Origin of the sequence: Streptomyces sp. NPDC091287, from assembly GCF_044768525.1 — a bacterium.
Taxonomy (GTDB): Bacteria; Actinomycetota; Actinomycetes; order Streptomycetales; family Streptomycetaceae; genus Streptomyces.
Genome location: NZ_JBIVUV010000010.1, coordinates 103,791 through 129,930 on the forward strand (window position 1 = coordinate 103,791; position 26,140 = coordinate 129,930).

Here is a 26,140-nt window from a genome sequence, read left to right on the forward strand (position 1 = left end):
CGCGCTGCGAACAAGAAGAACTTTAGCCTGCGACCGGCCGGAAAGTGAAATCCGGCCCGGGCCGCCCGAGGACGGCCCGCGAACGGCCTCTCAACTGCCTCCCGACGGCGTCTAGTCGTCGTCGCCGAGAACCGGCTCCGGGAGCGTGCCGGCGTTGTGTTCCAGCAGACGCCAGCCGCGCGCCCCCTCGCCGAGGACGGACCAGCAGCAGTTGGACAGCCCGCCGAGCCCTTCCCAGTGGTGCGCCTCCAGGCCCAGCAGCCGGCCGATCGTCGTCCTGATCGTGCCGCCGTGGCTGACCACGACGAGCGTGCCGTTCTCCGGAAGCTTCTCGGCGTGCTCCAGAACGACCGGGGCCGCCCGGTCGGCGACCTCGGTCTCCAGCTCGCCGCCGCCGCGACGCACGGGCTCTCCGCGCTTCCACGCCGCGTACTGATCACCGAAGCGCTCGACGATCTCCTGGTGGGTCAGCCCCTGCCAGGCACCGGCGTACGTCTCACGGAGTGCGGCGTCGTGGGCGACGGAGAGACCGCTGACGGCGGAGAGCTCGGCAGCCGTGGCCGCCGCCCGTCGCAGGTCGGAGGCGACGATGGCGTCCGGCTTCAGCGAGGCGAGCAGCCGGGCGGCGCGGCGGGCCTGACCGACGCCGGCCTCGGTGAGCTCGATGTCCGTGGAGCCCTGGAAACGGCGCTCCAGGTTCCACGCCGTCTGGCCGTGCCGCCAGAGGACGATCCTGCGGCCCGTGCCGCTGCCGCCGCCGTTCAGCTCTGGTCACCTTCCGTGCCGCCGTTGAGCTGTGCGTGCTCCTCGGCCTTGCCACGGGTCTTGACCGCGTCCTCGGGGAGGGCGATCTCCGGGCAGTCCTTCCACAGGCGCTCCAGCGCGTAGAAGACGCGCTCCTCGCTGTGCTGGACGTGGATGACGATGTCGACGTAGTCGAGGAGGATCCAGCGGGCGTCGCGGTCGCCCTCGCGGCGCACCGGCTTGGCGCCGAGCTCCTTCTGGAGCCGCTCCTCGATCTCGTCGACGATCGACTTGACCTGGCGGTCATTGGGGGCCGAGGCCAGCAGGAAGGCGTCGGTGATCGACAGCACATCGCTGACGTCGTAGGCGATGATGTCGTGCGCGAGCCGGTCGGCGGCCGCCTGAGCGGCGGCGTTGATGAGCTCGATGGAGCGGTCCGTGGCGGTCACATGCAGGCTTTCGTCGGCGGTCGGATGCAACCTCTAGGGTCTCACGGACCGCCGACAGAGCCTTACTGCGTTTCTCGGCCGGGGTTCACTGGGCTTCTCGGCTCGGGTTCGCTGCGTTTCTCGGCCCGGCTGCGCTGCGTTTCTCGGCCGGGGTTCACCGCGTTTTTCTCGGTCGTGGTCCGGACGCGGGATACCGGCCGGCGCCGGGAGCGCCGGCCGGTGGTCCCGGGCGGGCTACGGGACCTCGTAGTCCTGTCCGAGGACCGCGGACACGTCGGCGTTGGCGGCCGGCTCGCCCTTCTTCACGTCACCCGCGGAGAGGCCCAGGGTCTTGGCCACCTCGACGGCCTTCTCCTTGTCCTCGGCGGACCGGTAGAGCACGACGGACGACGCCTCGGTCCCTGCCTTGCCGCTGTCCACGAAGGCGTAACCGCCGTTGACCAGTTGGACCCGGGCGGCTTCCGCGGCCTTCTCGTTCCCGGTGGCGTTGCGGACGGCGACCCGGAGCGGAGCTCCCGCCTCCGGGGCCTTCACCGTGCCGCCGAGGATCTCCTTGACGACGTCTCGGGTGTCCGCCTCGGTGAGCGTGCCGTCCTCCTGGACCGGCAGCAGGGCCGTCTTGTAGTCGCCGACCTTGGCACGCGAGGCCAGCTTGGCGAGCGAGGCCCCGAGGTCCTTCTCGGGCAGCGACGGGTCCAGCACCTGGAGCAGCGTCTCGATGGTGACGGTCGCGGCCTTGGGATCCTCGGAGATCTTGCGCAGCGTGGCCCGCATGACCTCGCCGAACCGCGTCAACTGCTTGGCCTCGGGCTCCCCCGGCGCACGGTACGTGGCGTACGCGACGGCCATCGCGCCGCTGAGCGTCTGGCCCTCGCCCTTGTTCACCAGGGGCGATTCGCCCTTCTTCGCGCCCGGCACATCGGTGTCGGTGTCGACCTCGATGTTGCCGACCAGCTCGACGAGGTTCTCCAGGTACGGGGTGTCCAGCCGCCAGGTGCCGGTGATCCGGGTGCCCAGGAGGGTGTCGATCGCCTCCCGGGTGCCGGTCCTGCCGTCGTCCTCGACGGACTTGCCGAGTGTGGTGGTGGTTCCGTCGTCGGAGGCGACGGCGAGGGAGTTCGGCAGCAGGACGGTGGTGCCCTGCTCGGTGGTGGCGTTGTCGACGAGCAGCGCCGTCGAGGTGCCGCCCTTCTTCGTGTCGTGCAGGTGCACCACCATCATGTCGCGCTGCTGGGCGCCGGCGGCCACGGCCTTCTTCTCGTCCGACCCGGACAGGCCCGGGATCATGTCGGCGGACCAGAGGTAGCCGGCCCCGCCGACGACGACGAGAACGGCGACGACTATCAGGGCGACCATCCGGTTGCGGCCCTTGCGCCGTGCCTCCTCGCGCCGCTCGCTGCGGCTCTCGGTGAACTTCAGCCAGTCGATGACGTCTTCGGAGTCCTCGTCGGGCTCCTCGATGAACGAGAACTGCTCGGTGCGGTAGTCGGGGGTGGGCTTGCGCTGCCCCGGAAGCGCGGGCTCCGCGTCCGGCTCCGCTCCGTCTTCCGCCGACTGCCGTGACTGCTGTGACTGCTGCGGATGCTGAGCGGGAGGCTGCTGCGGGGCCTGTTCCGGCGCGGGGGCCGCGCCCTGCTGCGGGATGCTCCAGTGCTGGCCGGTGTCGACCGCGGCGGGCTGCTGCCCGGTGGCGTACCCGTAGTCGGTGTAGGAGCCGTAGCCGTACCCCTGGTCCGTGCCCTGGCCCTGCTGCGTCCGGGGCGGCTGAGGCGCCTGTCCCGGATGCGGGGCGGCGTAGGGGTCGTAACTCTGGGGCTGCTGCTGGGGGTTGCCGTACGCGTCGTAGCCGTAGTCGGCGTCCTGGGTCCGGTGCCCCTGACCCGGCTGTGCGGCGTAGGGGTCGTAACCCTGGCCCTGCTGGTCGTACTGCCCCTGCTGGTCGTACTGCTGCTGCCCCTGCTGCTGGTAGACCGGCTGCCCGTACGCGTCGTAGCCGATGATCTGCGGCTCTTGGTAGTACGGGTCGTACGGGTTCTGTCGGTCGTTCACCGGTGCCCCTCTCCGTGGCTCATTCGCCGCGGTACAGCTGGCGCTTGTCGATGTAGCGGACCACGCCGTCCGGCACCAGGTACCAGACCGGCTCCCCCTGCGCGACCCTCTCACGGCAGTCAGTGGACGAGATCGCCAGCGCGGGCACCTCCACGAGGGAGACACCGCCCTCGGGCAGCCCGTCGTCCGTGAGCACGTGACCCGGGCGGGTCACACCGATGAAGTGGGAGAGCGAGAACAGCTCCTCCGCGTCGCGCCAGGTGAGGATCTGGGACAACGCGTCGGCGCCGGTGATGAAGAAGAGGTCCGCGTCGCCGTGTACCTCGCGCAGATCCCGCAGCGTATCGATGGTGTACGTCGGTCCGCCACGGTCGATGTCGCTCCGGCTGACGGAGAACTGCGGGTTGGACGCGGTGGCGATGACCGTCATCAGATAGCGGTCCTCGGCCGGGGAGACCTTCTTGTGGCTCTTCTGCCACGGCTGCCCGGTCGGGACGAAGACGACCTCGTCGAGATGGAACTGGGCGGCCACTTCACTGGCCGCCACCAGGTGTCCATGGTGGATCGGGTCGAATGTCCCGCCCATCACGCCGATGCGGCGTTTGCCGGGGCCGGTAGGCACTTCCTGCTCTCCCATGCGTGCAGAGCCTACTGGCACAGCTGTACGCCCCTGTCTCAGCGGTCGCGGTTGAAGCGGGTGGTGACCCACAGCAGGAACATCAGCGCGAGGAACGCCCCGGCGCCGACGAAGTAGGGGTTGAGGCTTTCGTGGTTGCCGCCCTCGCCGCCTTCGGAGGCGAGAGTGACCAGCTGGTGTGCGGTGCTCGTGAGGCTCATCTTCGGCAGGACCTATCGATCGTGAATCGGAAGGAAGACGTCGGTCACATCGTAAGCGGGACCCCCGGGCACGCTCACGGCGACTCAGTCGTTGTTGTCGTCGTTGCGGTATCCGCGCAGCAGGAACCACGCGAGCAGCACCGCTCCGAGGATCGAGACGAGCAACACGATCCGGAGGGTGTCACCCGGTCCCTGCTCCTCGGACGCGGCGGCGAGCAGTACGGCGGTGTGCGACATTTCGGGCGCTCCTCAAAGTTATCCACAGCCCCCCGCACACCGTAGCGCCAGCGCATACGCTGGCTTTTGTCCGGGGGACGAGCAACGTCTCGTACGAACAGGGGGCCATCCATGACCGACAACAGTCACGAGAACGTGCCGAGCAGGCAGCGCCGGCGATTCCCCGGGATCTCCTCCCGGGCCTACGAGCACCCCGCCGACCGCTCGGCCCTGGTGGCCCTGCGCAAGCTGACCGGGTTCGACACCGTGTTCAAGGCGCTCAGCGGGCTGCTCCCGGAGCGCAGCCTGCGGCTGCTTTTCCTCTCCGACTCCGTCCGGGTGAGCGAGGCGCAGTTCGCCCACCTCAACGACATGCTGCGGGACGCGTGTTACATCCTGGACCTGGAGAAGGTCCCGCCGATGTACGTGAAGCAGGACCCGCAGCCCAACGCCATGTGCATCGGGCTGGACGAGCCGATCATCGTGGTCACCACCGGCCTGGTCGAGCTGCTCGACGAGGAGGAGATGCGGGCGGTGGTGGGCCACGAGGTGGGCCACGCGCTCTCCGGTCACTCGGTGTACCGGACGATACTGCTCTTCCTGACCAACCTCGCCGTGAAGGTCGCCTGGATCCCGCTGGGCAATGTGGCGATCATGGCGATAGTGATGGCGCTGCGCGAGTGGTTCCGCAAGTCGGAGCTGTCCGCGGACCGGGCCGGGCTGCTGGTCGGCCAGGACATCACGGCCTCCATGCGCGGTCTGATGAAGATCGCGGGCGGCAATCACCTGCACGAGATGAACGTGGACGCCTTCCTCGCCCAGGCCGACGAGTACGAGAAGGGCGGCGACCTCCGGGACTCCGTCCTCAAGATCCTCAATGTGCTGCCCCGCACGCACCCGTTCACCACCGTGCGGGCCGCCGAGCTGAAGAAGTGGTCGGAGACCCGCGACTTCCAGCGGATCATGGACGGCCACTACCCGCGACGCGACGAGGACAAGGACACTTCGGTGACCGACTCGTTCCGGGAGTCCGCCTCGCACTACGCGGACACGGTGCGCACCAGCAAGGACCCGCTGATGAAGCTCGTGGGCGACATCGCCGGCGGCGCGGGAGACCTGGGCGGCAAGCTGCGTGACCGGTTCACCGGAACCGGGGGCGCGAAGGGCGGGGCGCAGGGCCCGTCCGACGGTTCCGCTACGGACGGGGACGGGAGGGCCGGTCGGCCCCAGGACCCTGAGGAGGGGAGCCCGGGGACGACGTCGGGGCCGTCGGGGAGCTGACGGCCTCCAGGGTCCCGCACAGCGCCGCCGTGGGCCGGCCCGTGGCGTACGGGTCGGTGGCGGCGGGCCCGCGGGCGTCCGCCCGTTCCCCGGCGAGGAGCGGGCGGAGCATCCCGGTCGCGTCGGCCGAGCAGGACTGCGGCCCTGCCTGGACATGGGCGGTGAGCACCTCCAGGCGGTGCAGTCGCAGGTCCTCCCGGTCGAAGCGGAAGTGCAGCTCGCGCCGCACGGTGAACAGGGACGCGTCGTCGTCCCGGTGGGGCCCGTCCGCCGGGCGCAGGGCGTAGGTGAACGTGTGGTCCGAGACGACGCCGAGGACGCCCGGGGCCTCCTCCTCGTAGCTGAGGGTCCCCTCGACCCGGATCTGCGGGTCCGCGAGTTCCACCTGCTCCGGGTCGAAGCGCACCAGCCAGCCGGTGGCGGCGCGGCTCCCGTCGTCCGCCGGGCCGCTCAGGTTCTGTTCGAACTGGGCGCGCTGGTCCGGGTCGAGGAGGTGCTCGACGGGCCGGCGTACGGAGCCGGTGAGGACGTCGGGGTTCAGGGACGACTCCACCAGGTAGTCCTTGACCGTGGCGAGAGCGGCGGTGATCTGGCTGTCGGAGAAGTTCTGCGTGCGCTGCACGGTGGGGAAGTTGATGCCGTCGGCGCCCGTGCGGAATCCGGAGACCGGCTCGGCCCGGTACAGCCGCTCGGGTGATCCGCCCGGTACGGCTCCCCGGGGGGCCAGGGGGACGACGGTGGTCCGCAGGGGTTCGGCCCGCCGGGTGGCCGGCTGGGGGTACGGGCTCCGGAATCCGATGTAGACGGCCACCGCGAAGGCCAGGGCGATGAGGACGACCAGGGCTATGGCGGCCCGGGAGCCGCCGCCGCTGCGGATGACCTGCGCCTCGGGCAGCGCTCGGACGGCGCGGGCGTGCTCGCCCATCCGTTCCTGCGCCGAGTACTCCTGCATCCGCGCAGCCTGGACGAACGATTCGTCGAAGACGAGCGAGCGGTACTCGTCCTCGCCGCCCGCGGGGTTCTCGGGCGCACCGTCCGGTGGTTCTGAGCGGCCTGTCATGACTTCTCTCCCCATCTCCACACCGGTCGGTTCGGTGCGCAACGGTCTGCTTCGGCCGAGTGGCCTCCGCAGCGAGAAGCCCCCCTGGGAACGAGGGGTCACATCTTGAGGGTAGGTCGATTGCGGCCCGCGTAAACGCGGAGACCGCCGGGAACTGCGGAAGCACCTGGGGCGGCCGTCGGCGATCGGGTGACGGAGCGGGTGGTTCAGGGCACCCGGGGCTCGGCGGAGACCGTGGGGCGGGAGTAGTCCGCGGAGGCCGACGGGGCGGCTCCGGGCTTGTCCACGCCGCTGGTGACGGGCGGCGGCACCTGGTCCTGTCGGTTGTTCGAGCCGCCCCGGTAGACCGCGGTGAAGGCGAGGGAGACCATGCCGACGCCCATCACCAGGGCGAGCAGCCAGGCGACCGGGCGGTGCCAGCGGGCGGAGTTGCGGTAGGGGCGCAAGGAGCCGCCGTGGCGGCCGTAGGGCCCCGGGGCGCAGTCGTCGTCCCCGATGCCGTGGTCGGGGTCGTAGTCGAGGTCCTGGGGGTCGTGGTAGCCCCGGGGGCCGCCGTAGGGGTCGTAGGCGTCGTCGTCCGCGCGGCGGCTCCGACGGGCGCGGGCGGCGTCGGCCTCGGCACGGGCCTCGGCGGCGGCGAGCAGGCGCTCCACGGCGGTGGGCTCATGGACGGGCGCCGACCGGACGAAGTCCTCGTCGAACACCACGGAGGCGAAGTCCTCGTCCGCGCCCCCGCGGTCGTCGTCGGGCTCCCAGCCGTCAGGAAACGGCTTGCCCCCCACGTCGTCCGGCACGGTTTCAGGGTAGCCCGGTCGGGACCTTTTGGGCAGGGACCCCGTGAACTCCCCCGGATCGTCACGGGGCACACGCGGTCGGCCCCACCCCGCGGGAGGGGCCGACCGGAGGGGCCGGGGAGGGGTCTAGCGGGTGTGCCCGTCCCCCGTGACGATGTACTTCGTCGAGGTCAGCTCGGGCAGGCCCATCGGACCCCGGGCGTGCAGCTTCTGCGTGGAGATGCCGATCTCGGCGCCGAAGCCGAACTGCCCGCCGTCCGTGAAGCGGGTGGAAGCGTTCACGGCGACCGTCGTCGAATCGACCAATTGGGTGAACCGGCGGGCGGCGGCCTGCGAGGTGGTGACGATCGCCTCGGTGTGGCCGGAGGACCAGAGCCGGATGTGGGCGACCGCCGCGTCCAGGGAGTCGACGACAGCCGCCGCGATGTCGTAGGAGAGGTATTCGGTCTCCCAGTCCTCCGTCGTCGCCGGGACCACCGTGGCCTTGGACGCCTCGGCGCGGGCGAGGACGTGCTCGTCGCCGTGGACGGTGACCCCGGCCTCGGCCAGCGCGTCCAGGGCGAGCGGCAGGAAGGCGTCCGCCACGTCCTTGTGGACGAGGAGGGTCTCGGCCGCGTTGCAGACGCTGGGGCGCTGGGCCTTGGAGTTGATCAGGATGTCGACCGCCATGGCCAGATCCGTCTGCGCGTCGACGTAGACGTGGCAGTTGCCGGTGCCCGTCTCGATGACGGGCACGGTGGACTCCTCGACGACCGTGCGGATCAGTGAGGCGCCGCCGCGCGGGATGAGGACGTCGACCAGACCGCGGGCCCGCATCAGTTCGCGCACGGACTCACGGCTCTCGCCCGGGACGAGCTGCACCGCGTCGGCCGGCAGGCCGGAGCCACCGACGGCGTCGCGCAGGACCCGGACGAGGGCGGTGTTGGAGGCGTAGGCCGAGGAGGAGCCGCGCAGCAGGACCGCGTTGCCGGACTTCAGGCAGAGAGCGGCCGCGTCGACGGTGACGTTGGGCCGGGCCTCGTAGATGATGCCGACCACGCCGAGCGGGACCCGCACCTGCCGGAGGTCGATGCCGTTGGGCAGGGTCGAGCCGCGCACCACCTCACCGACCGGGTCGGGGAGGGCCGCGACGTCCCGTACGTCGGCGGCGATGGCGCGGATCCGTTCCGGGGTGAGGGTGAGGCGGTCGATGATGCCTTCGCTCGTCCCGGCCTCGCGGGCGCGCTCGACGTCCTTCGCGTTGGCTTCGACGATCTCGCTCGTGCGCACTTCGAGGGCGTCGGCGATGGCCAGCAGCGCGTCGTCCTTGGCCGCGCGCGGAAGTGGCGCGATGTCGGCGGCGGCGGCGCGGGCCCGGTAGGCGGTCTGCGCGACCGGGGAGAGGTTGTCGTAGGGCGAGAGCGTGGTCATGCCCGCAGAGTAATGCGCACTCTGCGGGCATCCGTCACGTATCCCGTGATGCGAGACGCCCGACCCGAGGCGCGGACGCCACCGGATCGCCCCCAGGGTCAGTAGGGGTGCACGCCCACGGGTGCCGCGGGCGGCGGTCCGTAGCCCTCGGCGATCCGCAGGTGGTAGGTCTCGCGGTCGATGACTTCCAGGCCGACGATCTCCCAGGGCGGGAGCTGGGCGCTGGAGCGGTGCTCGCCCCACAGCCGCAGCGCGACCGCGGCCGCGTCGTGCAGATCGCGGGCCTCTTCCCAGTAGCGGATCTCCGCGTGGTCGCTCGCGTAGCGGCTGGTCAGCAGGAAGGGGTGGTCGTGCGCGAGCTGTTCCAGGCCGCGTCTGACCTCCCCCAGCGGAGTCTCGGCGCCCGACACGCTGAGCGTGATGTGCCAGAGCTTGGACTGCGGGGACTCCTCCTTCGCCGTCGTGACCGGCTCCCGTTCGACGGTGTCCGCCGGGGCGGGATTCCGGTCGAGATCCGCCCCCGCTCCGACACTCGTCAGGGCGCGGTTGGCCGTGCCTCGGGGCGGCGCCCCCGGGCGCGCTCGTCTCACCGGCGGCCTCCTGTGATGTGTTGCTGTGCGGTACCCCTGTTTCCCCACTACAAAGTGGACCAGTCCACAGGCGGGCGTGGGGTGGTTTTGGGGAAGGTCCCCGCTGGATGGCGGGACTTTCAGCCGTTTCAGGGGGTGAGGCGCGGCGCGAGGAGGACCAGATCGTCCCTGTGTACGACCTCGCGTTCGTAGGCGGGCCCCAGTTCGCGGGCGAGGTCCCGGGTCGAGCGGCCGAGCAGCTGGGGGATCTCCTTCGCGTCGAAGTTGACGAGTCCGCGGGCGACCGGGGTGCCGTGCGGGTCGCGCAGCTCGACCGGGTCGCCGGCGCTGAACTCGCCCTCGACGGCGGAGATTCCGGCGGGCAGCAGGGAGGTGCGCCGCTCCACCACGGCCCGTACGGCGCCGTCGTCGAGGGTGAGCGCGCCCTGCGGGGTGGAGGCGTGGGCCAGCCACAGGAGCCGGTCGGCGGAGCGGCGTCCGGTCGGGTGGAAGTACGTGCCGGTGTCGCGGCCCGCGAGCGCGTCGGCGACGCGGCTGGCGGAGGTGAGGACGACGGGAATGCCGGCGGCGGTGGCGATGCGGGCGGCCTCGACCTTGGTGACCATGCCGCCGGTTCCGACGCCCGCCTTCCCGGCGCTGCCGATGGTGACGCCGGTCAGGTCGTCGGGGCCGGTGACCTCGGCGATCCGGGAGGCGCCGGGGGTGCCGGGCGGTCCGTCGTAGAGGCCGTCCACATCGGAGAGCAGGACGAGCAGGTCGGCGTGGACGAGGTGGGCGACGAGGGCGGCGAGCCGGTCGTTGTCGCCGAAGCGGATCTCGTCGGTGGCGACGGTGTCGTTCTCGTTGACGACGGGGACGGCGCCCATCTCCAGGAGCTTGTCCAGGGTGCTGTAGGCGTTGCGGTAGTGGCCGCGGCGGCTGGTGTCGTCGGCGGTGAGGAGCACTTGACCGACGCGGACGCCGTAGCGCGCGAACGAGGCGGTATAGCGCGCCACGAGGAGGCCTTGGCCGACGCTGGCGGCGGCCTGCTGGCGGGCCAGGTCCTTGGGCCTGCGGACGAGGCCGAGCGGGGCCAGTCCGGCGGCGATGGCTCCGCTGGAGACGAGGACGACCTCGCGTTCGCCGCCGTCCCTGACCTTGGCCAGGACGTCGACGAGGGCGTCGACGCGGTCGGCGTCGAGGCCGCCGGACGCGGTGGTGAGCGAGGAGGAGCCGACCTTGACTACGACCCTGCGGGCGCCGGTCACTGCCGGCTCGCGGCCCGACGGCCTCTGCTCTGCCACGTGCTTCCTCGCTCTGGATCGCCCCGGTGTCCGATGCGGGGCCCGCTGTGCCGCCCCGGCACAGCACAGTACGCGAGCGGCCGCCCCCGCTGCCTGCCCGTTCCGCTCGGTGGACGCCGAAGGACGGCAGGTGAACGGGGTGCGGGCGGGCGGCGGGGGCGGCCGCGGTGGGCTCAGCTCTGCTGCTCGTCCTTGACGGCGAGCATCCGGTCCACGACCCGGGCGGCGGCGCGGCCGTCGGAGGGCTCGCAGAAGTCGACCCGGAACTGGGCGTACTTCTCCTTGTACTCCTCGCTCACCTCGTCGATGTTCCGGATCGCGGAGACCAGGTCCTCGGAGGTCTTGATCAGCGGTCCGGGGGCGCGGGAGGTGAAGTCGAAGTAGAAGCCGCGCAGGGTGTCGCGGTAGTGCTCCAGGTCGTACGTGAAGAAGAGCATCGGCCGCCCGGAGTGCGCGAAGTCGAACAGCACCGAGGAGTAGTCCGTGATCAGCACGTCGGCGATCAGGTAGAGGTCGGCGATGTCCGGGTAGTACGTGACGTCGTAGACGAAGCCCTGTCCGGCGCCGGGGATGGAGTCGAGGACCTTGTGGTGCTTGCGGTAGAGCAGCACGTGGTCGTCGCCGAGCTCGCGCTTCGCGGCCTCGACGTCGATCTGGTTGTCCAGCTTGAAGCGGCGGCCGCCGTAGCGCTGGTCGTCGCGCCAGGTGGGCGCGTACAGGACGACCTTCTTGCCCGCGGGGATGCCGAGCTTCTCCCGTACGGCCGCGGCGCGCTTGACGCGGTCGGGGGCGTGGAAGACGTCGTTGCGCGGGTAGCCCGCTTCCAGGACCTCGCACTGGAGGCGGAAGGAGTTGGTCATGATCGGGGTGGTGAAGGCGTTCGGCGTGATGAACAGGCTGTACTGGCGCGAGCGCTGCGGGAGGCTCGCGATGTAGGCCAGGTTCGCCTTCGGGGTGCCGAGCAGGTCGGCGCCGATGCGCTTGAGCGGGGTGCCGTGCCAGGTCTGGACGATGACCTGGCCCTCGCGGCGGACGAACCACTCGCGGATGCCGCCGTTGGTGACGACGTACCGGCTGCGGGCCAGTGCCTCGTACCACTCCTTGCTGCCCCACTCGACGCCGCGGACGCCGGGCGGCAGGACGACCTGCTGGTCGTGGACCATCGCGATGTGCTCGACCTCGGTGCCGCGGCGCTTGAGCTCCTCGTAGACCGCGCGGGGCGAGTCGGAGAACTGCTTGCCGCCGAAGCTGTTGTAGAGCACGGCCTCGCGCAGCGGCAGCTTGCGCTGCTCGGGGGTGTAGACGTCGCGCATCAGCCGCTGGCGGTAGGCGCCGCGCAGCTCCGGGTCGAGGACCGGCCCGGACTCCACGAAGATCCGGTCGAAGTCGAGCCGCTCGACGGTGTACGTGCGGTGCTCGCCGCAGTGGGCCAGCGGCAGCGTGTTCACGAGGTCGGGGCGGATCGTGACGGGGAGGTCGCGGGTGTGGTCCCACTCGGTGCGCAGGCGCAGGCGCGGCATCCAGCGGCCGGCGCGCAGCGGCACGGTGCCCTCGTAGGTGGGCATGGTGTCCGGGCGCAGGCGGGCGGTGAAGCGGCCGTCGGCGAACTCGACGGGCAGCGGGCGGTCCTCGTTGCGTCCGGTGTGGCGCAGGACCATCTTCATCTGCTCGGCGGGGCCGGTGTAGACGCCGGAGAGGACCAGCTCGCCGTCGGCGCTCCACTCGACGCTGTCGACGAGGGGCTGGACCGTGCGGACCTGGGGGGTGAAGTTCCCGGCGCCGTCGGTGAGGATCGCGAACTCGCGTCCTTCGGGCAGCGGGTGGACTCCGGTGACGGACTGCGCACCGTTGGTGGCGCGGCGGGTGGTGCCGTCGGCGAAGAGGATCTGGGCGCGGTACTTGACGGACTTGCCGGGGCGCACGTCGTCGACGGGGAGGTCCGCGAAGTCGAGGCGGGCGGTGTGGCGGAGCCAGCCGTCGGCGCCGGTCTCGCCCTGCTGGAGCGGGAGGTCGGTGGCGAATCCGCTCGGCTCGTGGTCGATGCGCAGGGCGGTGGGGTACTTGCCCGCGGGGGTGGTGACGCGGGAGCGCAGGGTGACGGTGAGGGTCTCGCCGTCGGCTTCCTGGGCGATGATCTCGGCCGGGACGACGTCCACGGAGAGTTTGAGCCGGTTGCGGTCGAAGCCGGCGACGAGGCGGACGCCGTCGTCCAGGACCCGCGTGTAGCTGTGGCCGGAGGCGCCCGCGTTGTTCTTGGTGATGCTGCCCACGGACATGCCGCCGGGGCGCGGGATGCCGATGCCCAGGCGCCAGGTGCCGGGCTGCCACTGGCCGCGTACGCGCAGTCGGGACGGGTCGATGCCGAGCTCGAAGCCGGACCAGTCGTAGTTGTGCAGGGCGCCCTTGGCCTCGGCGGTGGCGCGGGGTTCCAGGACGGTGCGCATCCGCAGCGGGAGGGTGGAGCGGCTGCCCTGGCGGCGGAGCACGGCGACGCGCAGCGAGCGCTTGCCGGTGGCCGAGGGGACGTTGGGGATGTAGGCGTACCCCTTGACGAGGAGCTTGCCGTCCTCCCAGCCGAGGTCGAGGAGCTTGCCGCGTACGGGGAGTTCGCTGCGGTTGAAGTTGCGTACCGAGGAGGGGAGCGAGGAGCTCTCGACGCCGGGCAGCTCGATGCGGGCGCGCCGCAGGCCGCGGACGGAGAAGGCTCCCGGGTTCTCACGCTCGTAGTGCAGCAGGTCCACCAGTTCGTCACCGCGGCCGCTGGCAGCCAGGTGCCACTTGACCCGGGCCATCGGGGAGAACTGCCGTACGACCTTGGGAGCGGCACGGGCCAGGAAGTCCTTGGCCGCTCGGTGGAATTCGGGGCGCTCCTCGACCGGAGTCTCCGGGAAGTACTTCATGAGCCGGCTGAGCTCGTCGGGGATCGCTTCGAGGGACGCCACGGGTGGAGGGCCTTTCCGGGGGGACGTGCAGATGATGAACCCCAGGAGGACGGGGCGTAAATGAGACGTCTCCAACCGTCTCATGGTTGCCCCACAGTATGACGTGACACCTCTCACAGGACGAACCGCCCCGGTCGTCACCGGGGCGGGAGAGGGGTCCTGGGCTCCCCCGGCCCCGTCCCGTCAGACGCGGTGGGCGCGGGGGGTGCGCACGACGCCGAGCAGCGCCCGGCGGGCCTTGCGGACCACGCGCCGGGCGAGGGAGATGCGGGGCTTGTCCCGCGGTGCCTCGATCCGCCGTCCGCCGACCCATTCCGTGATGGTCACCTCGTAGGCCCGGTCGGGGAGCACGGAGCTCTCCCCGAAGTGCGGGTAGGCGAGGTGGAGACGGGGCGGGTTCCCCCGGCGGACGAGTTCGGGCTCCTCCTTGGCGCGCAGGAAGGCAACGATGTCCAGGAGCAGGTCGAGCCGGCCCTCGGCGAGGCACATCAGCCGCAGCCGTTCGTTCACCTTGAGGTTGCGGCCGAGTTCCGGGGTCCAGTACGTCTTCATCAGCGGGGCGGCGAGCGCCATCTTCCGCTCGCGGACCTCGGGCTTCTGCTTCAGCAGTCCGGGGCCGAACTGGGGCAGCAGCGTGATGACGAAGGGCCGCACCATCAGGACGTCGCGCCGGGGGCCCGGGGGCACGTACTGGGCGATGAGCCCCATGAGGGCGCGGGCCGAGTCGAAGCGGCGTTTGTAGCTGCCCTTCTTGGTCATCTGGTTGCGGTCCTCGCGGCCCACCAGGTAGTAGCAGGTGTAGTCGGCGACTACGGAGATCCCGTTGCCGCGGATGTACGCCTCCATCGTGAACAGGGCGTCCTCGCCCGTCTTCAGCTTCTCGTCGAAGGTCATTCCGAGGCGTACGAGGAGGTCGCGCCGGAACAGTTTCTGCGCGCTCAACGTGAATTTGACGTTGGAGGAATACAGGTCGGCTCGCTCGACGGTCTCTTTCCACATCGATTTCGCGGCACCGCGATTGACGCCGACGATCTTCCCGAGCACCACGTCCGTACCCGCCCGGTCGCCCATGGCGACCATGCGCTCCAGGGCTTCCTCGCCGAAATAGTCGTCCGCGTCGAGAAAGAAGACGTACCGGCCGCGGGCGAGACCGAGACCCCGATTGCGCGGGCCGCTGGGTCCGCCGGAATTCGCCTGTCGGACGACTCTCATGGGAATCGCGGTCCTGGCGGCGAACTCCTCCAGGCAGGCGCCGGTGCCGTCGGTGGAGCCGTCGTCGATCGCGACGATCTCCATGCGGTCCGCGCCGATGGTCTGCGCCTCGACGGACTCCAGGCACCGGACCAGGTAGGGCATCGCGTCATAAGCTCCGATGATCACACTGACATCGGGCTCGTCGTTCTTCCTGGGCATGTCGGCCATGTGCACCTGTCGATTTGATCACGGAAGAAGGAAGATCGCCCGACTCTGCACCCTTTGCGCATCCGCATGCCGAACGACCCGTACATCCCTCCCCCAAGGAGAGACGTACGGGCCGTGATCGGGGTTGCCTACTTTTCAGCCAGTTCGATCAGCTGTGCGGTGCTCGGCCGTACGGCGCTCAGCGCACGGACGAGGACCCCTCGGCGAGGGCCGCCCGAGCCTCCGCCGCCTCGGCCTCCGGTGCGTCCGGGTCCGCCGTGGCGTCGGCCTCGGCCACCGCCTGCGGATCGCCGGCCCCGACGCCGCTGGTGACGGCCTCCTCGTCCGGCACCGCCACGGACTGGTCGCCGAGCCGCTGGGCGACGCCCACGTTGCGGGCCTCGGCCTTGGCGGCCAGCGCCCGTACGGCGGCGTTGAACTGCTCCATGGAGGTCGGCTCGTCCGGCCCCAGGAGGTAGCTCTTCAGCTCGCGGCGGGCGTTCGCCAGCGTGTCCGCCGCCGGGTCGGCCACCGCGGCCAGCAGCGCGTCTAGCTCCTCGGCGCCGTTGGACAGGATGACCGCGGCGCGCACCGCGGTGTTCTGCCGCTTGAACTCCTCGGCTCCGAGCGCGGCGGAGTCGGTGACCGCGTACGGCTTGCCGCTCGCGATGAAGTCGGAGACCACACTGGAAATGTCCGAAACCATGGCGTCGGACTCGTTGAAGCAGTCGTACAGCTTGGGCTGCGCGCCGGTCACCGTACGGTGCTCCCACCAGCCGAAGGAGCGCCAGTAGGCGTCGTTCCACTCGGCCCGCAAACGGGCTGCCTCCGCCTCGCGGGCGGGGTCGGCGAGCGAGATCCGCGACTCCTCCGCCTCGTCGCCGCCCGAGCGGCCGACGGCCGACAACTGCGCGAGCCGCGCCTCGATCCGGGTCAGCTCGGCCTTGGCCGCGCTCTGCCCGGCGGCGGCCGACGACGCCTCCTTCGCCCAGCGGGGATCGGCGGCGCGCTCGGCGGCGGCCTTGTCCAGCATCGCCCGGATCCGGACGTTGACGGCCTTGGCCTTGCCGCTGCGGATGCCGGTGAAGGGGTGCGGCTTGTAGATGATCCGGACCGGGTCGGCGGCGTTCAGCAGCCGGCGCACGATGTTCTCGCCCGCCAGCAGCAGGGAGGTGTTGCCCGGGTTGTCGTCCCAGCCCTCCCAGGTGGGCGCGTACAGCACGGTCGGGATGGGGTTCTTGACGGCGCCCGTCCAGCTCCTGATGGGCTCCAGCTGCGGACGGCCGACCTCGACGATGTCCTGGTCGAGGACGCCGACGTCGGCCAGCGCGTAGCGGTCGCGGCCGGCCCGGCCCGCGGTCCAGACCTCGTCGTAGACCTTGGAGTACGGGTTGACGCTGGCGAGCTTGTCGCTGTCTCCGTGCCCGATGAAGACGTGCTTCATCGTCGGGACCCGCAGGATGTGGATGTTCTTGCCGACGTTGGCCGGATACAGGCAGACCCGGACGGTCGAGAGGTCCAGGTTCATCAGATGGGTGCCCGCCGGGACGCAGATGACCGGGACGGAGGTCTCGGCCAGCTGCGATACGAGACCGCGCTCGCGCATGATGATCAGCGGCCGGCCCTCGACCCGGGCCATGGTCTCCAGCCACATGTTGCCCTGGTAGGCGGACTCGTTGGAGCCGGAGAAGTAGAGCACCACGGTCGGCTGGTAGTCGCGCAGCCAGCTGTCGACGGCCTTGAGCACGGCGGGGGCCGGAGGCGCCAGCCGGCCCCGGCGCATGTACGGGAACAGCAGCGCGAGGTAGAGCAGGGCCAGCAGCAGCGTCAGGCCGATGCCCGCGTAGCCGATGACGTCCTCACCGGTACCGGCGGCGATCAGGATGCCCACCACGGCCGGGATGTCGAGGTGCAGCATCTTCTCGGCGGAGCGCCGCAGCAGCGCGCCGGGCGGGGCGTCGGGGATGCGGACCGCGTGCAGGTCCACGTTGCGGGTGACGACCGGCATGGTGCGGCGGAGCCGGATCAGGGTCGTCAGGGCGCCGTGCGGCGCCTGGAGCCCGTAGAAGAGCAGGAAGCACGCCACCGCCGAGTAGAACAGCGGCGACTCGGCGAGATCCAGCCGGGCCAGCAGCAGGATGACCATGAGCTGCCGCAGCAGGAAGCGGATCGACAGCCCGGCGCGCACCTTGCCCAGGCGGTTGACCAGATAGCTCCCCTTCTGGTGCAGATACCAGTCGGTGGCATACGTGACAGCGGCGGCCGCCGCGAAGAACCAGATGTGGGGAATGAGCGCGGCAAGCATGACGCAGGGATATCCCAGCCCCATCAACAACGCTGCCGCCAGTTCCGACCTGCTGCCCACACGGGCCAGGCGAATGGCTGTCGAGATCACGAAGAACCTGCTCCAAGGGGTGCCGGTTGATTCACGTATTGGCGGAAATGTGAAGGTGCGGCTTCACGCATTCGGGCCTCTGTCATCGCACAAAGCGACAACAGAGGCCCGGAAAAGCACATTTGTCAAGAATTATTACACATCTGCTTGACGGTCCAGCACGGAGGCCAGGGCCTGCTCGAAACCGGAGGACTCGGCGGCTCCCGCCGTCGGGTCCTGCTGCCGTACGTCGATGACGTGACCGGTCAGGGCGGAGAGCAGGACGTCCAGCGAGGTGCGGGCCACGGCCTCCGAGGAGAGCAGCGAGCCTTCGGGCTCCTGGCCGAACGCCTTGGTGCGCATCGGGGTCGCGGTGCGCTCCGGGTTCACGCAGTTGACCCGGATGCCCTCGCCCGCCCACTCGTCGGCGAGCGCCTGGGTGAGGTTGACCATGGCGGCCTTGGTGGAGGAGTAGAGGCTGTACTCGGCGCGGCCCCGGGTGTAGCTGCTGGAGGTGTAGAGCAGCAACTGGCCCTGGGTCTCCGCCAGGTACTTGTACGAGGCGCGGGCGATCTGGACGGGCGCCAGGTAGTTGACGTTCAGGGCTTCCTGGATCGTCGTGTTGTCGGTCTCGGCCAGCTTGCCGATCCGCAGCACGCCCGCGGTGTTGATGACGTAGTCGACCCGCCCGGTCTCGGCGTACGCCTTGGAGAGCGCGTCGTCCACGTGCTCCGGGTTCTCCACGTGCGTACCGGTGGTGGAGCGGCCCAGGGCGTAGACCTTCGCGCCGTAGCTCTCCGCCAGGGAGGCGATGTCCGCGCCGATGCCGTACGAACCGCCGAAGACGACGAGGGTCTTGCCGGTGAGAAGCTCCCGGTAGGCGGCCTCGTCGGCCTGGCGGGGGGCGGCGGTGGAGGCCAGCTGGAAGAGCTTGTCGGTGATGAAGACGTCGACCGGCTGGGTCACCTTCATGTTGTACTCGTCGCCCGCGACCACATAGATCGGCACGTCGGGGAGGTACTTGAGGACCACCGAACAGTCGTCGGTCGCCTGGAAGTTGGGGTCGCCCGCCGCGACCTCGTACGCCCTGCGGATCGTGGAGAGCTTGAAGGCCTGCGGCGTCTGGCCGCGGCGCAGCCGGGAGCGGTCGGGCACCTCGGTGATGAACTCGCCGTCCTCACCGTGCGTGCGGGTCACGATGATCGTGTCCGCGGACGGGATGGCGACGTCGACGGCCTGGTAACGGTCCAGCGCGTCGACGCAGTCCGTGATCACACGCTGTGACAGCAGGGGGCGTACCGCGTCATGGAAGAGGATGTTGCGGTCCTCGCCCGCCGCGAGGCCCTCGCCGAGGGCCGCGATGGCGCGCTCGGTGGTCTCGTTGCGGGTGTTGCCGCCCTCGATGATCCGGGTGACCTTGGTCAGTCCGGCCTTCGCGACGATCTTCTCGACGTCGGGCACGAAACCGGGCGCCATCAGCACGATGACGTCGTCGATGCCCTCGGCGTTCTCGAAGATGGTCAGCGTGTGCTCGATGACGGCCTTGCCGGCGATCTTCAGCAGCTGCTTGGGGATCGACAGGCCCACGCGCTGGCCGGTCCCACCGGCGAGCACGACCGCTGTGGTCCGGGGCTTGGCTTCATGCGGCACAGACACAGACGACCTACCTTGCTATGACGGGGGAACAGTGTGATGGTCGCACTCTCCGTGACCGTCTCGCAAGGTGGACGTCGTCCGCCGATCGTCCTGCGGATACCCGCAGTTCACCCTCTGGCCAGGGAGGTTGGGCGCTTCGGGGCGGTCGCACGGGGTGACCGACCCCACAGTTGTGTTGCTCAATCCACACATCCGCGGCACGTGCACCCGGCGTGACCGGCGAAAACCACCGGCGCCCGGCCCCGAGGCTACCGGACGGCCCGCCTCCGGGGAGACGGGCCGTCGGCCATGACCGGGGGGCTCCCCCGGGAGAGACTCTTCTAGAAGGGGTCGAACTCGTCGTATTCCTTCTCCGCGTCGTCACGCTCGGAGTCGCGGTCCCGGCGACGCTGCGCGGCGGGGCGCGGCTCCTCCAGGCGGTGGTCCTCGCCGCGGCGGCCGAGCATCTCGGCACCCGCGGTCACGGTCGGCTCCCAGTCGAAGACGACCGCGTTCTCCTCGGGACCGATCGCGACGCCGTCGCCGGCCCGGGCGCCCGCCTTCATCAGGGCGGCCTCGACGCCGAGCCGGTTGAGCCGGTCGGCGAGGTAGCCGACGGCCTCGTCGTTGTTGAAGTCGGTCTGGCCCACCCAGCGCTCGGGCTTCTCGCCACGCACGCGGTAGATGCCCTCGTCGTCCAGGGCGACGGTGAAGCCCGCGTCGTCGACGGCCTTGGGACGGATGACGATGCGGGTCGCCTCCTCCTTCGGCTTGGTGGCGCGCGCCTCGGCGATGATCCCGGCGAGCGCGAAGGAGAGCTCCTTGAGGCCCTTGTGCGCGATCGCGGAGACCTCGAAGACGCGGTAGCCGCGGGCCTCCAGGTCGGGGCGGATCATGTCGGCGAGGTCCTGGCCGTCCGGGATGTCGATCTTGTTGAGGGCGACGATGCGGGGCCGGTTCTCCAGGCCGCCGTAGAGCCGCAGCTCCTCCTCGATCATGTCGAGGTCGGAGACGGGGTCACGGTCGGACTCCAGGGTCGCGGTGTCCAGGACGTGCACGAGCACCGAACAGCGCTCGACGTGCCGCAGGAACTCCAGGCCGAGGCCCTTGCCCTGGCTGGCGCCGGGGATGAGCCCGGGAACGTCCGCGATGGTGTAGACGGTCGAGCCGGCGGTGACGACGCCGAGGTTCGGCACGAGGGTGGTGAACGGGTAGTCCGCGATCTTCGGCTTGGCCGCGGAGAGCACCGAGATCAGCGAGGACTTGCCCGCGCTCGGGTAGCCCACGAGGGCCACGTCGGCGACGGTCTTGAGCTCCAGGACGATGTCCCGGCTCTCCCCCGGCTCGCCGAGCAGCGCGAAGCCCGGGGCCTTGCGGCGGGCCGAGGCCAGCGCCGCGTTGCCGAGGCCGCCGCGGCCGCCCTGACCGGCCACGAAGGTGGTGCCCTGGCCGACGAGGTCGGCGAGCACGTTCCCGGCCTTGTCGAGGACCACGGTGCCGTCGGGGACGGGCAGGACCATGTCCTGGCCGTCCTTGCCGGAGCGGTTGTCGCCGGCGCCGGGCTGGCCGTTGGTGGCCTTGCGGTGGGGGCTGTGGTGGTAGTCCAGCAGCGTGGTCACGGACTGCTCGACGACGAGGATCACATCGCCGCCGCGTCCGCCGTTGCCCCCGTCGGGGCCACCCAGCGGCTTGAACTTCTCACGGTGGACGGAGGCGCAGCCGTGGCCTCCGTTACCCGCGGCGGCATGCAGCTCGACGCGGTCCACGAAGGTGGTCATGGTTGGTGCCTCCAGGTACAGCAGAAAAATACGGGATTGTCTCTGTCGTAACACGCCGAGGGCGGACCCGCTTCCCCGTTCGCCGGGAAAGCTGAGATCCGCCCTCGGAAGGTGCTGTGTGTCGTTCTGCGCGCGCTGAGAAGGATCAGACGGCGAGCGGAACGATGTTCACGACCTTGCGGCCACGGTGCGTACCGAACTCCACCGCACCGGCGGCGAGCGCGAACAGCGTGTCGTCGCCGCCACGGCCGACGCCCGTGCCCGGGTGGAAGTGGGTGCCGCGCTGGCGGACCAGGATCTCACCGGCGTTGACGGCCTGACCGCCGAAGCGCTTCACGCCGAGCCGCTGAGCATTGGAATCGCGCCCGTTCCGAGTGGAAGATGCGCCCTTCTTGTGTGCCATGTGTTCTCAGTCCCTTACTTCGCAGCCGCGGGGATACCGGTGACCTTGATCGCCGTGTACTGCTGGCGGTGACCCTGGCGACGGCGGTAGCCGGTCTTGTTCTTGTAGCGAAGGATGTCGATCTTCGCGCCCTTGTGGTGGTCCACGATCTCGGCCGTGACCTTGATGCCGTCCAGCACCCACGGGTCGCTGGTGACCGCGTCACCGTCGACAACGAGCAGGGTCGAGAGCTCGACCGTGTCGCCAACCTTGGCAGTGGAAATCTTGTCAACCTCAACGATGTCGCCGACAGCTACCTTGTGCTGGCGACCACCGCTGCGCACGATGGCGTACACGCGGATCTCTCTCTCGCTCGGAACGGATCCCCTGATGCCAGCCGCTCGCACGGGCCGGGGCCCGGGACGATCCGGAAGGATGAGCGGCCTCTCCTGGCGGACGGCGCGAACACCGACCGTTACCGGGAGGGATGTGCTCAGGGGTAGGCGCGTTAAGGAAACACACCGAAGGACAAGGTTACGGGGCGGGGGTGTGGGGGTCAAACCGGGGCGAGGGGCCGTAGGCGGGCCTCCGGCCGGGGAGGCGGCGCACCGCCCGCCTTATGCTTTCGGGGCTCACCAGCTCTCCGAAAGGCATGCCGTGAACTACAGGGTCCAGCCCACCGCCCAGGTCGACGAGACCGCCGAGATCGGAGCGGGCAGCAGCGTCTGGGAGCTGGCGCAGATCCGCGAGGGAGCCAGGCTCGGCGAGGGCTGCGTCGTCGGCCGCGGCGCATACGTCGGCACCGGTGTGCGCATCGGTAACAACGTGAAGCTGCAGAACTACGCCCTCGTGTACGAGCCCGCCGAGCTCGGCGACGGCGTCTTCGTCGGCCCCGCCGTCGTCCTCACCAACGACCACAACCCGCGCTCGGTCGACCCGGACGGCAAGCAGAAGCGCGGCGGCGACTGGGAGGCGGTCGGCGTGAAGGTCGCCGAGGGCGCTTCGCTCGGCGCCCGCTCGGTCTGCGTCGCGCCGGTCCGTGTCGGCCGGTGGTCGATGGTCGCGGCCGGCGCCGTGGTCACCAAGGACGTCCCGGACTTCGCCCTGGTCGTCGGCGTGCCCGCCCGCCGGATCGGCTGGGTCGGCCGCAGCGGGGTCCGCCTGGCGGCGCGCGAGGGCGAGCCGGGGGTGTGGGAGTGCCCGCAGAGCGGAGCGCTGTACGAGGAGAAGGACGGGGTGCTCGCGGAGCGCTGAGCGGGCAGGTCGCGTCGGCGGGCGGGGTTCCTCGCCCGCCGACGCGGTACCGGCGAGGGCCGGGAATCGTTTCTCCACGATTCCCGGCCCTCGTACGTCCCGGCTCAGCGGTCGAACAGCAACCGGTCGAAGTCGAGCCGGACGACCGGCCAGTCCCATGTGGTCAGCGCGTGCTCGGTGGCCAGCTTCCCGGCGTTGCGCCAGCTCTCGTCGGACGCCGTGAGGGACAGCACCCGCTCGACCGCGGCCTCGGGGGTCCCCACGATCCATTCGGCCGGGTAGAGCGTTCCCGCGCCGTTCTCACGGCCCGCGAAGAACGGCCAGTCGCGGACCACCGGGACCGCGCCGCTGGCCGCGCCCTCCATGAGGCCCACGTGGCAGCCCTCGCGTACCGACGTACTGAGGATGACGCCCACGTCCTCCAGCGCCCCGGGCACGTCGTCGGTGGAGCCGACCCGTACGACGGCGCCCGACTCCACGAGCGGCCTGAGCGCCTTCTCCAGCTTGCGCGCGTACGCCTTGGCCGCGTTGCTCGGGCGGCCCATGTCCCCGCCGATCAGGAACAGGCGGTACCGCTCGTCCCGTTCCCGGAGCTGCTTGAGAACCTTCAGGGCCCACAGCGGGTCCTTCGCCACCTGGCCGATGCCGACGAGCCCGAGGTTGAAGCGGGTGGCCGGGTCCTTCGTACGCCGGAAGTTGGCGAGGTCCATGCCGTTGTCGATCACGTGCGTACGGGGGGCGTGCTCGCCGCCCAGTCCGGGGATCGACGCCACCGACAGATCACGGATGTGATCGGCGACGAACACCACGTCGTCGACGCGCGAGAAGTCCATCATGTGCGGCCAGCGGGTGAACGCCTCGTAGCTGTGGAGCCGGACGACGATCCGCGTGTCTCCGGGGTCGACCACGGTGAACAGAGCGGCCGGAGCCACACACCAGTCCACGAACACGGTGTCGGCCCAGTCCAGATACGGCCGCAGCTGCTGCTCGACGCCGTGGGCGAAGAGCGGCTCCCCACCCAGACGGTGCTCTATGTGACGCTGCGCGGCGCCGTTGAGCCGCTTCATGCCCGGGTGCTCCGCCATGTCGAGGAAACGCAGCTCGACGTCGGGGTTGGCCTCGTAGTACGAGCGGATCAGGTGCAGGAAGTTCGCGTTGGAGGTCGTCGCGACGAGCAGCCGCAGCGGCCGGTCCCGGGGCGGGGCCGCGGCCGGGGTCAGCCGGCCCTTCGGCCGGACCACGGCGGAGGCGGCCGTCGACTTCCGGAACGGGGCGATGAACTTGGCCGGATCCGCGGCCAGTGGACTGTTGACCTGGTCGATGTGGACGACGCGGTGGAAGGCCAGCTTCGTGGCGTGCAGCAGGGCGTCGGCGGCACCGGTCAGGTCACCTGCCGCGTGGCGACGGTCGGCCAGGTCCAGATAGGCCGTGACCGCGTCGGTGAGGTTGGCGGGCGTCCGGCCGTTCCTGATGACCCTCGACGCCACGTTGTCCAGCAGCTGGGCCTTTATGGCCGGATCGGCGAGCTTCTCGGCGGCCGCACGGGCGGTGACGAGCGCCCCGGACTGGCGTCCGGCCAGCCACATGCCCTCGATGACCTGCTCGGTGGCCGTCATCCGCAGCGAGTCCGGGACACCCGGTGCCGAGACCGCGGCGCGCCAGGCGCGGGCGCCGACGCGGCTGCGCATGGCGAGCGGCCCGGTGGCGTTGCGCAGCAGGTCGGCCGGCAGGGTCCGGACGCGGCGGCGCAGCCCGTCGGTGGCCACCGTGAGGGGGCCGGGGACGTGCTCGGGTTGCGCGGCGCCCGTCTCCAGCCGCTTCTCCAGGGCACGCAGCCCCGCGGCGAGCCCGAAGAACACCTCGGGCTGTCGCCTGGACTGCGAGATGCGCCACGCGCTGTACACCGCGCGGTGGTCGAGAGCCACGACCAGGTCGGCGGAGCGGACGGCCGCCTGGGCCGTCCGGTCGCGCTCCAGGTGGAACCAGAGCCGCTCGGGGAAGCGCATCGCGTCCGTCTTGCGCTGCACGTGCTTGCTCGCCGGACCTCCGGCGGGCACCTTGCGCACGGTGGCCCAGCCCAGGTCGGCTTCGATGTCGGCGACCTTGAAGTTGCCGACGAGGTGGACGCGGGCCCCGAGCTGCCGGAACTTGTCCACCGCCGCGGCCACAACGGTCGCCTTGGGGGTCGAACCCGCGATCATCAGTACATCGGTCATGACCCGGAACCTCCGGAAAGTGCGGGCTTCTGGCCGAGCACCAGAGCGGTCAGGCCCTCCACGGCGCTCGCCATCAGGGAATCACGGGCGTAGCCGGTGCCGTGGTCACGGGCGGCCGCGCGTTGCGCGGGGGTGGCCTCCACGACCATCCGGGCCGCCTCGCAGAACGCGTCCGCGAGCCGCTCCTCGTCCAGCCCTCGGGGGCCGGTCCAGAGCGGGCGGCCGTCCAGCAGACGCGATGCGTCGTGGTCGGCGGCGTGCATGGAGACGATCGGCAGTCCGGTGGCCATGTACTCGTAGACCTTGCCGGAGGTCATGAACGGCCCGCCGATGATGACGAGCACGAGGGCGTCCCAGGCGCCGTACACGTCGGCGACCTCGGCCTTCGGTACCGCACCGCCCACCACGACGCCGTCGTCGGCCGCCGCGCGCAGGACCTCGACGTGCCGGTTGGCCTCGCGGTTGGAGCCCGCGCCGATGTGCCCGCGCACCTCGAACCGGGCGTCGGCGAGCAGCGGCTCCCGCTCCCGGGCGGTGCGCCAGGCGGCGAGGACCGACTCCAGCAGCTGGACGGAGAAACTGACCGTGCCCAGGTGGCCGAAGACGAGGTTCCGCCCGGTGGAGGGGCGGAGCTCGACCTCCGGCACGCTGTCCCGGTCGTAGCCGTTGCGCACCACGTGGATGCGCTCCGCGTGCTCGGGGTAGCGGGCGCGGTAGAAGTCGGCGATCTGGTCGTTGACCACCCAGAGCGACAGGGCGTGCTCCAGCAGGTCCGACTCCCAGCGGCCGGCCTCGGAGTCCTTCGGGAAGGCCTCCACGCCGTCGATGACGTCCAGGGACCAGCCGTCGCGGAAGTCGACCGCGTACGGGGCCTTGTGCTCCTCCCAGAGCCTGCGGACGGCGGCGAGCTGGACGTACGGGACACAGCTGGCGAGGACGAGGTCGGCCGGCCGCTCCCGGTAGAGCTCCAGCGCGGCCGTCTCCAGGGCGCCCCGCCAGCCGCCGAACACCGGCTCGGGGAAGCTCTTGAGCGCTTCGTTACGGAAGCCGGTCAGCCACTTGACGGGGTCCAGCGCCCGCTCCTCGGAGTACAGCCGGATGTCCGTCTCCAGGTCGGCCCGGGACAGCGGCAGCTCCACGATCCTGATCCGCTCGTCGACGGACTCCGAGAGCGTGTGGTCCACGCCGGAGTCGCGGAGCCAGGACTCCTCCGCGATCGTGACGACGGTGACGTCCCAGCCCGCGGCGGCGAACTGGTTCGCGGTCTCCCGCATCCGGAAGGCGGAACTCTTCGCGGCGGGAGGGAACCCGATCGCGAAGTACAGCAGATGCGGACGCGGTCCGCTGCGCTCGTCCATGCCTGGCACTTCAGTCATTCCTGTTCTGCTGAGTTTCGGTGGTCGTTTCTTCGTGACGCCCGGTGTCCGGGTCGGCCCGGGGCGCGG

At 70.7% G+C, this 26,140-nt stretch carries 22 protein-coding genes; 2 read left to right on the forward strand and 20 right to left on the reverse strand.

What is annotated here, in order from left to right; all coding sequences use genetic code 11:
- Positions 1 to 111: 111 nt before the first annotated feature.
- The 6 genes from ACIQRW_RS18730 to ACIQRW_RS18755 form a co-directional block, all read right to left on the reverse strand.
- The gene (locus ACIQRW_RS18730; RefSeq protein WP_403761704.1) at positions 112 to 765 is read right to left on the reverse strand and encodes a histidine phosphatase family protein; all 654 of its coding nucleotides are present in this window, start codon (positions 763 to 765) and stop codon (positions 112 to 114) included.
- Positions 762 to 1,193, reverse strand: a complete 432-nt coding sequence (gene rsfS / locus ACIQRW_RS18735; protein ID WP_006124372.1) for a ribosome silencing factor — start codon at positions 1,191 to 1,193, stop codon at positions 762 to 764. Before rsfS ends, ACIQRW_RS18730 begins: the two co-directional genes overlap by 4 nt.
- 234 nt (positions 1,194 to 1,427) lie before the next feature.
- Complete coding sequence (locus ACIQRW_RS18740) at positions 1,428 to 3,242, reverse strand: LytR C-terminal domain-containing protein (RefSeq protein WP_403761303.1); 1,815 nt, start codon at positions 3,240 to 3,242, stop codon at positions 1,428 to 1,430.
- 19 nt (positions 3,243 to 3,261) lie between these two features.
- Positions 3,262 to 3,879 carry a nicotinate-nucleotide adenylyltransferase gene (gene nadD / locus ACIQRW_RS18745; RefSeq protein WP_026291102.1) on the reverse strand — a complete coding sequence of 206 codons (618 nt, stop codon included), beginning with the start codon at positions 3,877 to 3,879 and terminating at the stop codon, positions 3,262 to 3,264.
- A gap of 38 nt (positions 3,880 to 3,917) precedes the next feature.
- On the reverse strand, positions 3,918 to 4,079 hold the full coding sequence (locus ACIQRW_RS18750) for a hypothetical protein (protein ID WP_018961242.1): 162 nt from the start codon (positions 4,077 to 4,079) through the stop codon (positions 3,918 to 3,920).
- Positions 4,080 to 4,163: 84 nt separating this feature from the next.
- Positions 4,164 to 4,316, reverse strand: a complete 153-nt coding sequence (locus ACIQRW_RS18755) for a hypothetical protein (protein ID WP_018961243.1) — start codon at positions 4,314 to 4,316, stop codon at positions 4,164 to 4,166.
- A gap of 111 nt (positions 4,317 to 4,427) precedes the next feature.
- Here ACIQRW_RS18755 and ACIQRW_RS18760 point away from each other — a divergent pair, with 111 nt between their 5' ends.
- Entirely contained in the window at positions 4,428 to 5,576 is a 1,149-nt protein-coding gene (locus tag ACIQRW_RS18760; protein ID WP_403761308.1) for a M48 family metallopeptidase, read from the forward strand.
- On the opposite strand, the gene ACIQRW_RS18765 is transcribed toward ACIQRW_RS18760, so the two are convergent.
- The 12 genes from ACIQRW_RS18765 to rplU form a co-directional block, all read right to left on the reverse strand.
- Positions 5,491 to 6,636: a hypothetical protein gene (locus ACIQRW_RS18765; RefSeq protein ID WP_403761310.1), complete on the reverse strand. Its 1,146-nt coding sequence runs from the start codon at positions 6,634 to 6,636 to the stop codon at positions 5,491 to 5,493. The genes ACIQRW_RS18760 and ACIQRW_RS18765 overlap by 86 nt on opposite strands.
- A gap of 206 nt (positions 6,637 to 6,842) precedes the next feature.
- The gene (locus tag ACIQRW_RS18770) at positions 6,843 to 7,430 is read right to left on the reverse strand and encodes a hypothetical protein (protein ID WP_403761313.1); all 588 of its coding nucleotides are present in this window, start codon (positions 7,428 to 7,430) and stop codon (positions 6,843 to 6,845) included.
- Between the two features lie 126 nt (positions 7,431 to 7,556).
- A complete protein-coding gene (locus tag ACIQRW_RS18775) occupies positions 7,557 to 8,840 on the reverse strand; it encodes a glutamate-5-semialdehyde dehydrogenase (RefSeq protein ID WP_403761316.1) in 1,284 nt (427 codons plus the stop codon).
- A 98-nt stretch (positions 8,841 to 8,938) separates the two neighbouring features.
- Positions 8,939 to 9,430 carry a hypothetical protein gene (locus ACIQRW_RS18780; RefSeq protein ID WP_361322057.1) on the reverse strand — a complete coding sequence of 164 codons (492 nt, stop codon included), beginning with the start codon at positions 9,428 to 9,430 and terminating at the stop codon, positions 8,939 to 8,941.
- 128 nt (positions 9,431 to 9,558) lie between these two features.
- Positions 9,559 to 10,713, reverse strand: coding sequence for a glutamate 5-kinase (gene proB / locus ACIQRW_RS18785; protein ID WP_265601672.1), 1,155 nt, complete (start codon positions 10,711 to 10,713; stop codon positions 9,559 to 9,561).
- 173 nt (positions 10,714 to 10,886) lie between these two features.
- Positions 10,887 to 13,655 carry a CDP-glycerol glycerophosphotransferase family protein gene (locus tag ACIQRW_RS18790; RefSeq protein WP_403761320.1) on the reverse strand — a complete coding sequence of 923 codons (2,769 nt, stop codon included), beginning with the start codon at positions 13,653 to 13,655 and terminating at the stop codon, positions 10,887 to 10,889.
- 183 nt (positions 13,656 to 13,838) lie between these two features.
- Entirely contained in the window at positions 13,839 to 15,077 is a 1,239-nt protein-coding gene (locus tag ACIQRW_RS18795) for a glycosyltransferase family 2 protein (protein ID WP_403761323.1), read from the reverse strand.
- 178 nt (positions 15,078 to 15,255) lie between these two features.
- Complete coding sequence (locus ACIQRW_RS18800; RefSeq protein WP_403761326.1) at positions 15,256 to 17,361, reverse strand: hypothetical protein; 2,106 nt, start codon at positions 17,359 to 17,361, stop codon at positions 15,256 to 15,258.
- Between the two features lie 225 nt (positions 17,362 to 17,586).
- Positions 17,587 to 19,086: an SDR family NAD(P)-dependent oxidoreductase gene (locus ACIQRW_RS18805; protein WP_403761329.1), complete on the reverse strand. Its 1,500-nt coding sequence runs from the start codon at positions 19,084 to 19,086 to the stop codon at positions 17,587 to 17,589.
- 320 nt (positions 19,087 to 19,406) lie between these two features.
- Positions 19,407 to 20,843: a GTPase ObgE gene (gene obgE, locus ACIQRW_RS18810; RefSeq protein ID WP_403761332.1), complete on the reverse strand. Its 1,437-nt coding sequence runs from the start codon at positions 20,841 to 20,843 to the stop codon at positions 19,407 to 19,409.
- A gap of 145 nt (positions 20,844 to 20,988) precedes the next feature.
- The gene (rpmA, locus tag ACIQRW_RS18815; RefSeq protein WP_026291105.1) at positions 20,989 to 21,246 is read right to left on the reverse strand and encodes a 50S ribosomal protein L27; all 258 of its coding nucleotides are present in this window, start codon (positions 21,244 to 21,246) and stop codon (positions 20,989 to 20,991) included.
- Between the two features lie 14 nt (positions 21,247 to 21,260).
- Entirely contained in the window at positions 21,261 to 21,581 is a 321-nt protein-coding gene (gene rplU / locus ACIQRW_RS18820) for a 50S ribosomal protein L21 (RefSeq protein WP_003969204.1), read from the reverse strand.
- A gap of 301 nt (positions 21,582 to 21,882) precedes the next feature.
- Here rplU and ACIQRW_RS18825 point away from each other — a divergent pair, with 301 nt between their 5' ends.
- Complete coding sequence (locus tag ACIQRW_RS18825; RefSeq protein WP_403761335.1) at positions 21,883 to 22,479, forward strand: acyltransferase; 597 nt, start codon at positions 21,883 to 21,885, stop codon at positions 22,477 to 22,479.
- 104 nt (positions 22,480 to 22,583) lie between these two features.
- Here the strand turns inward: ACIQRW_RS18825 and ACIQRW_RS18830 are convergent, their stop codons facing one another.
- Positions 22,584 to 24,695, reverse strand: a complete 2,112-nt coding sequence (locus tag ACIQRW_RS18830) for a glycosyltransferase family 1 protein (RefSeq protein WP_403761338.1) — start codon at positions 24,693 to 24,695, stop codon at positions 22,584 to 22,586.
- Entirely contained in the window at positions 24,692 to 26,071 is a 1,380-nt protein-coding gene (locus tag ACIQRW_RS18835) for a glycosyltransferase (protein WP_403761340.1), read from the reverse strand. The genes ACIQRW_RS18830 and ACIQRW_RS18835 overlap by 4 nt, the downstream gene beginning before the upstream one ends.
- Positions 26,072 to 26,140 lie beyond the last annotated feature (69 nt).

Coding starts and splice junctions, on each gene's coding strand:
- ACIQRW_RS18835 (WP_403761340.1), bottom strand. CDS start 26,071: ATGACTGAAGTGCCAGGCATGGACGAGCGCAGCGGACCGCGTCCGCAT.
- rpmA (WP_026291105.1), bottom strand. CDS start 21,246: ATGGCACACAAGAAGGGCGCATCTTCCACTCGGAACGGGCGCGATTCC.
- ACIQRW_RS18830 (WP_403761338.1), bottom strand. CDS start 24,695: ATGACCGATGTACTGATGATCGCGGGTTCGACCCCCAAGGCGACCGTT.
- ACIQRW_RS18760 (WP_403761308.1), top strand. CDS start 4,428: ATGACCGACAACAGTCACGAGAACGTGCCGAGCAGGCAGCGCCGGCGA.
- ACIQRW_RS18765 (WP_403761310.1), bottom strand. CDS start 6,636: ATGACAGGCCGCTCAGAACCACCGGACGGTGCGCCCGAGAACCCCGCG.
- ACIQRW_RS18795 (WP_403761323.1), bottom strand. CDS start 15,077: ATGGCCGACATGCCCAGGAAGAACGACGAGCCCGATGTCAGTGTGATC.
- ACIQRW_RS18775 (WP_403761316.1), bottom strand. CDS start 8,840: ATGACCACGCTCTCGCCCTACGACAACCTCTCCCCGGTCGCGCAGACC.
- ACIQRW_RS18750 (WP_018961242.1), bottom strand. CDS start 4,079: ATGAGCCTCACGAGCACCGCACACCAGCTGGTCACTCTCGCCTCCGAA.
- ACIQRW_RS18800 (WP_403761326.1), bottom strand. CDS start 17,361: ATGCTTGCCGCGCTCATTCCCCACATCTGGTTCTTCGCGGCGGCCGCC.
- ACIQRW_RS18755 (WP_018961243.1), bottom strand. CDS start 4,316: ATGTCGCACACCGCCGTACTGCTCGCCGCCGCGTCCGAGGAGCAGGGA.
- obgE (WP_403761332.1), bottom strand. CDS start 20,843: ATGACCACCTTCGTGGACCGCGTCGAGCTGCATGCCGCCGCGGGTAAC.
- nadD (WP_026291102.1), bottom strand. CDS start 3,879: ATGGGAGAGCAGGAAGTGCCTACCGGCCCCGGCAAACGCCGCATCGGC.